We start from the raw sequence: 5,498 nt of genomic DNA on the forward strand, positions 1-5,498 counted from the left end.
GAAACCGGTATGCAGCTTTGCTGTTACGACGGGAGGAGAGATAAAAATCGACAGTGCGGCCCCGGCTGTCGACGGCCCGGTACAGATACGCCCAGCGGCCATTGACCTTCACGTAGGTTTCATCCATGTGCCACGGGCAAAGATCGGAAGGGTTACGCCAGTACCAGCGCAGCCGTTTTTCCATTTCAGGCGCATAACGCTGAACCCAGCGGTAAATCGTGGAGTGATCGACATTCACTCCGCGTTCAGCCAGCATCTCCTGCAGCTCACGGTAACTGATGCCGTATTTGCAGTACCAGCGTACGGCCCACAGAATGATGTCACGCTGAAAATGCCGGCCTTTGAATGGGTTCATGTGCAGCTCCATCAGCAAAAGGGGATGATAAGTTTATCACCACCGACTATTTGCAACAGTGCCGTGGCAAGAGCCATTTGCTACGGTCAGCGTGGTGAGATCAGAAAACGTTACCGCGAGGGGCAGGAAGATCAGTTGGGTGCGCTGGGTCTGGTGACAAACGCAGTGGTGCTGTGGAATACGCTTTATATGCAGGAAGCCTTGTCGCACCTGCGTAGCACTGGGGAAGGGCCAGAAGATGAACATATCGCGCGGCTTTCGCCTCTGATGCATGGTCATATCAACATGCTGGGACATTATACGTTCACACTACCGGAGGATATTATGAAGGGGGAATTGAGGCCGTTAAATCTCAATTTAAACAATGAATTACCTCCTTAGCGTGGTTTTTTACATCATTGGCCCTCAAACCCCTATACAGAAAATGATGGACCGGCTTAATAAGCCAGCCTTTCTTGGGAGGATTGATGCTGCTGAACACGCTATAAGGGGTCAGTTTGGATATAGAGAATTATTGTACGGCAAGCCTGTTTTTTGAACAGGCTTGCCTATAGCAATAGGGTGTACTCCCGCGCTATGCAGCATCTGGTGTAGATTTTATCAAATTGGATAACCTAAAAGCCGTCCCATCCACGTCGGTGACTGACAGATAAATCAATACTAAACCCAATGACCCAACAAGTTCTGACTTCTGACTGGCCGTTATTGCCGCTAACCTGGTCATTATCCCAGGTTAGCGGTCAGGTATTTTTGATGGCTCTTTAACGCTGGTCATTTCGTATCTGCCTTCAGGGTCCATGGCATTCACTGCTTTTTGCAGCTCTGCCAGCGCAAACTTAAGCGAAGCGACCTCTTCACGCAGTGCCTGGACTTCTTGCTCCTGAGTCACCGCACGATTGGTTTTCGGAAAAGCTTCGAGGACATCTTCTTCGAGGAACATACGAACCTGACGATTATCCACATTCACCAGCTGATATTTCAGTCGTCCACAGTTGATTGCGTTATAGATAGTTTTACGACTGACCATCGCTAACGCTATGACGTCGCTGATTCGTAACATCTTGTCCCTCGTCTGGTACGGCTTCACTGTATTGAACTCATCATTTTATCTTACTGCGTGACGACGGCATCGGTGAACACTTTTGCAATCTCCTCTGGCGTCATTTTCACGATATCGTTAACTCGATCGTGATCGGCCAATAATGCGAACAAGGATTGAATAATTGCCACTTTTTCGCAAGTTTTATCAATCGCCATCATCACGACTATCTGCGGCACAACGCTCTCTTCAGGTTCGTCGGTACGCTGAAATTCAACCCCCGCCAGGTTAATGCCGATTGCAAAACCGGTCTGGTTAACATGTTCAAACTCGGTATGTGGAATGGCCACGCTATGGGTTTCCATAAATATCCCGGTTGGATAGACTTTTTCCCGTTCAAGTACTCCATTGGCAAAACTCGGTTTAACCAGCCCGTCGGCCTGCAGGCTATCTGCCAGTCGGGTTAGCAAAACCGTCCGACTCACGTTCCCGGTAAACTTCACCACCCGCTGTGCGCTAAACATCATTTCCCGGCCTCCGCGCTCACTTCGGCCATCTGTTCATTTTCCTGCGCCAGTTTACGGCGATTCCACAGCACCAGCGCGATGGTGCACAGCGTCAGGATACCCACGCCAATCTCTTTCAGGTGGAAACTCTGGATAATCGCCCACGGCAGCATCGCCCCCGCATAATCCACGCTGCTGATACTGGTAGTCCCCTGCGGCAGTGAGAAGCCGGTGCTCACCGCGGTGCTGGTGACAATAGGTGCCAGGCTGGTACCTATTAACAGCGCCAGGCTTAATGTCAACAACCCGGTCAGGAGTGTACGGAACATGTCGCCTCGACAAACTGCCGTCACCAGCACGAAGGCGAACGGTAGGCCGGTAAGGGATGCGAACGGCAGGAACTGGTTGCCCGGAATAATCGCCGCCAGTATCAGCATCACCGGGATCATCAGCATCGACACGGACAGCGTCACCGGATGCCCAACGCTCACGGCTGAATCCAGGCCGATAGCGATTTTGCCGAATGAACCGGCGCGAGACTGCGCAATCTCCTGTATACGTTCGCTGATCGGATAAACCCCTTCCATCAGCATTTTCGCCATCCGCGGAATAATGGTCATCACCGCCGCCATCGTAATCGCCGTTTGTAATATAGCTTTTACTTCAATACCGGCAATAATCCCCAACAGTGCGCCAATAATAGCCCCCAGAGATGCCGGGTCGCCGAGAATTGATAATCTTTTCTGGATAACTTCGGTATCAATTTTGATATCACGAATAACAGGGATACGGTCAACGATCGCATTCACCAGCCACGCTGCCGGTACAAACGACACAGAAAAACCGTGCGGCACCGAAATAGACGGCAAATTCAGGTATTTTTCAACATCACCACTGGTACGGTCGGCGATAACCATCGTAATAATACAGTTAATACCGGCGGCAAATATTCCCAACCAGAGGCTATCAGTAATAATCGTCACCAGTGAACCGGTAAACGCATGATGCCACAGGTTCCAGATATCCACGTTCAGTACCCGCGTGGTTTTGGTGTACAGCATCAGAACGTTAATCGCGACGCATACCGGAATCACCAGCGCGCCAACCCGAGTCCCCATAGCCACCGCGGCGGCGGCAGGCCAGCCCACGTCCAGTACGTTAAGATTCAGACCAAAACGCTCCACCAGAGCATGGCTCACCGGGGTGAGGGAATCGATCATCAGATTAACGGTAATACTTAAGCCGATAAAACCGATACCGACCATTAAACCGGATTTTAACGCTTTGCTCAGTGACAGGTGTAATATCAAACCGAGGAGCATAAATATTAGCGGCATCATGACCGATGCCCCTAAACCCACAATGTAATCAACAATAAACATGGCTTAACCCTCGGCGAGAATTAATTCTTTGACGCTGCTGAAAACTTTATCCGTGCCCATGCCAGTTAATAGTGGCAGAGCGTTAACAACGGGAATAGAAAGCGCAACCGGTGAAGTGGAAACAATAAAATCTACATCGTCGCGGGTTTTAGCCTCAGCCACGGTTCCCTGGGATATACGCACTTTATCGAGAATATTCTCTTTTTTCAGGAAGTCCTGCAGTTTATTTAAAGCAACTGTGCTGGTCGCAACGCCCGCGCCGCAGCAAATCATCATGTGTTTCATGAGCAATCCTCTCTGTTTTGGTGGGAGGAATTAAAACATGCCGCGAAGATATGAATTGTGATTTGTGTATAATTTTACACGCTAACTACACAGTGAATTGAAAGTACTATCATAACTCATTGATATATGATGATTTAAAAAAACGTTTATCTGTGTGTTTACGCTAAAAAACGTGACGAACATCTCATAATAATACCCGTTCATTCGTATAGTGGGGTTATACGCCGGAGCCTACCGGCCATAAGACAGCGTGCAGAGCCGCCTGCTGTGGGGCCAGGCGGCAGCGGACGCCACCCTGCAGCCCGGACAGTACCGCAGCCTGGGCCTGAGCTGGTACGGCTCGGTGACCGCCACCGCCCACGGTGCCGCTTTCAGCCAGTCGATGGCCGGGAATGAGCCCCGCATGATGATAGATACCGGAGACGTGGCCGGTGTGCCGGTGAACGGCAACAGCGGGGTGACCAACCGCTTCGGGGTGGGCGTGGTGAGCGCCGGCAGCAGCTACCGCCGCAGCGATATTTCGGTTGATGTGGCCGCCCTGCCGGAGGACGTGGACGTCAGCAGCTCCGTCATCAGCCAGGTGCTGACGGAAGGCGCGGTGGGCTACCGGAAGATTGACGCCAGCCAGGGGGAGCAGGTGCTCGGCCATATCCGGCTGGCTGACAGCACAAGTCCGCCGTTTGGCTCCATGGTGGTGTCAGGGAAAACCGGCAGAACCGCAGGGATGGTCGGGGATGACGGACTGGTCTACCTGACAGGTCTCAGCGGGGAAGACCGCCGGACTCTGGACGTATCCTGGAATGGCCGGACACACTGCAGGCTGACGCTGCCTGAGAGCGCAGACCTCAGCCGGGGGCCGCTGTTACTGCCCTGCAGATAAAAATATCCCTGTCACAGAGCAGGACTAACGGAGAAAACAGGTTAAAAACAGCAGAATAAGCCGTGCGATTATACTCACACTGGCGGCAGCATGGGAGCCAGTGCAGCCCGGCGGCCGTCAACGTCGACCGGACCCGCATCATTATGGATGCACCACAGAAAACGGTGGCCATCACGCTGAATAATGATGACAAAACCACGCCGTTTCTGGCGCAGTCGTGGGTGACGGATGCTGACGGGGTGAAAACGGATGCGCTGATGGCGTTGCCGCCGCTGCAGCGTATTGATGCCGGACAGAAATCCCAGGTCCGTATCACCCAGGTTCGCGGGCTGACAGACAAGCTCCCTCAGGACAGGGAAACGCTGTTCTGGTTTAACGTGCGGGGCGTTCCCCCGAAGCCCGGAGACAATAATGTCCTGCAGCTGGCCATGCAGAGCCAGCTGAAATTGTTTTACCGGCCGAAAGCCATTATCAGAAACAGCAGTGACCAGCCGGAAAGCTGTGGTGTCACGCCGGCCCAGCAAAAGCTTCTGCAGGAAGTGTACAGGGGGCACACTCTGGCAGAAATGACGGGTATTCTGAGCACAGACATGAAGAAAATCTGGCAGAATAAGGATCGCCTGTTAGCAAAAAGGCACTGTTGCAAATAGTCGGTGGTGATAAACTTATCATCCCCTTTTGCTGATGGAGCTGCACATGAACCCATTCAAAGGCCGGCATTTTCAGCGTGACATCATTCTGTGGGCCGTACGCTGGTACTGCAAATACGGCATCAGTTACCGTGAGCTGCAGGAGATGCTGGCTGAACGCGGAGTGAATGTCGATCACTCCACGATTTACCGCTGGGTTCAGCGTTATGCGCCTGAAATGGAAAAACGGCTGCGCTGGTACTGGCGTAACCCTTCCGATCTTTGCCCGTGGCACATGGATGAAACCTACGTGAAGGTCAATGGCCGCTGGGCGTATCTGTACCGGGCCGTCGACAGCCGGGGCCGCACTGTCGATTTTTATCTCTCCTCCCGTCGTAACAGCAAAGCTGCATACCGGTTTC

The 5,498-nt window shown here is 52.4% G+C and carries 4 protein-coding genes and 5 pseudogenes; 4 read left to right on the top strand and 5 right to left on the bottom strand.

Annotation, left to right across the window (positions count from 1 at the left end):
* Positions 1 to 355: pseudogene (locus OGV50_RS07400) on the bottom strand (IS6-like element IS26 family transposase); the annotation flags it as partial.
* A 60-nt stretch (positions 356 to 415) separates the two neighbouring features.
* Between OGV50_RS07400 and OGV50_RS07405 the strand changes: the two are divergent.
* A pseudogene (locus OGV50_RS07405) lies at positions 416 to 736 on the top strand (Tn3 family transposase); the annotation flags it as partial.
* Positions 737 to 1,088: 352 nt separating this feature from the next.
* On the opposite strand, the gene OGV50_RS07410 reads toward OGV50_RS07405, so the two are convergent.
* The 4 genes from OGV50_RS07410 to OGV50_RS07425 are packed head-to-tail and all read right to left on the bottom strand — an operon-like array spanning position 1,089 to position 3,567.
* Entirely contained in the window at positions 1,089 to 1,415 is a 327-nt protein-coding gene (locus OGV50_RS07410; protein ID WP_023205299.1) for a hypothetical protein, read from the bottom strand.
* 50 nt (positions 1,416 to 1,465) lie between these two features.
* Positions 1,466 to 1,921, bottom strand: a complete 456-nt coding sequence (locus OGV50_RS07415) for a PTS sugar transporter subunit IIA (protein WP_023205298.1) — start codon at positions 1,919 to 1,921, stop codon at positions 1,466 to 1,468.
* Positions 1,918 to 3,282 carry a PTS galactitol transporter subunit IIC gene (locus OGV50_RS07420; protein ID WP_023205297.1) on the bottom strand — a complete coding sequence of 455 codons (1,365 nt, stop codon included), beginning with the start codon at positions 3,280 to 3,282 and terminating at the stop codon, positions 1,918 to 1,920. The genes OGV50_RS07415 and OGV50_RS07420 overlap by 4 nt, the downstream gene beginning before the upstream one ends.
* Positions 3,283 to 3,285: 3 nt before the next feature.
* Complete coding sequence (locus tag OGV50_RS07425; protein ID WP_009652557.1) at positions 3,286 to 3,567, bottom strand: PTS sugar transporter subunit IIB; 282 nt, start codon at positions 3,565 to 3,567, stop codon at positions 3,286 to 3,288.
* Between the two features lie 247 nt (positions 3,568 to 3,814).
* Between OGV50_RS07425 and OGV50_RS07430 the strand changes: the two are divergent.
* From OGV50_RS07430 to OGV50_RS07440, 3 pseudogenes are all read left to right on the top strand, one after another.
* Positions 3,815 to 4,447: pseudogene (locus tag OGV50_RS07430) on the top strand (fimbria/pilus outer membrane usher protein); the annotation flags it as partial.
* Positions 4,448 to 4,502: 55 nt separating this feature from the next.
* Positions 4,503 to 5,001 (top strand): annotated as a pseudogene (locus OGV50_RS07435) (fimbria/pilus periplasmic chaperone); the annotation flags it as partial.
* Positions 5,002 to 5,143: 142 nt separating this feature from the next.
* A pseudogene (locus OGV50_RS07440) lies at positions 5,144 to 5,498 on the top strand (IS6-like element IS26 family transposase); the annotation flags it as partial.

The organism is Citrobacter sp. CK180 (assembly GCF_030333655.1).
GTDB lineage: Bacteria > Pseudomonadota > Gammaproteobacteria > Enterobacterales > Enterobacteriaceae > Citrobacter_B > Citrobacter_B koseri.

Coding starts and splice junctions, on each gene's coding strand:
- OGV50_RS07420 (WP_023205297.1), bottom strand. CDS start 3,282: ATGTTTATTGTTGATTACATTGTGGGTTTAGGGGCATCGGTCATGATG.
- OGV50_RS07425 (WP_009652557.1), bottom strand. CDS start 3,567: ATGAAACACATGATGATTTGCTGCGGCGCGGGCGTTGCGACCAGCACA.
- OGV50_RS07415 (WP_023205298.1), bottom strand. CDS start 1,921: ATGATGTTTAGCGCACAGCGGGTGGTGAAGTTTACCGGGAACGTGAGT.
- OGV50_RS07410 (WP_023205299.1), bottom strand. CDS start 1,415: ATGTTACGAATCAGCGACGTCATAGCGTTAGCGATGGTCAGTCGTAAA.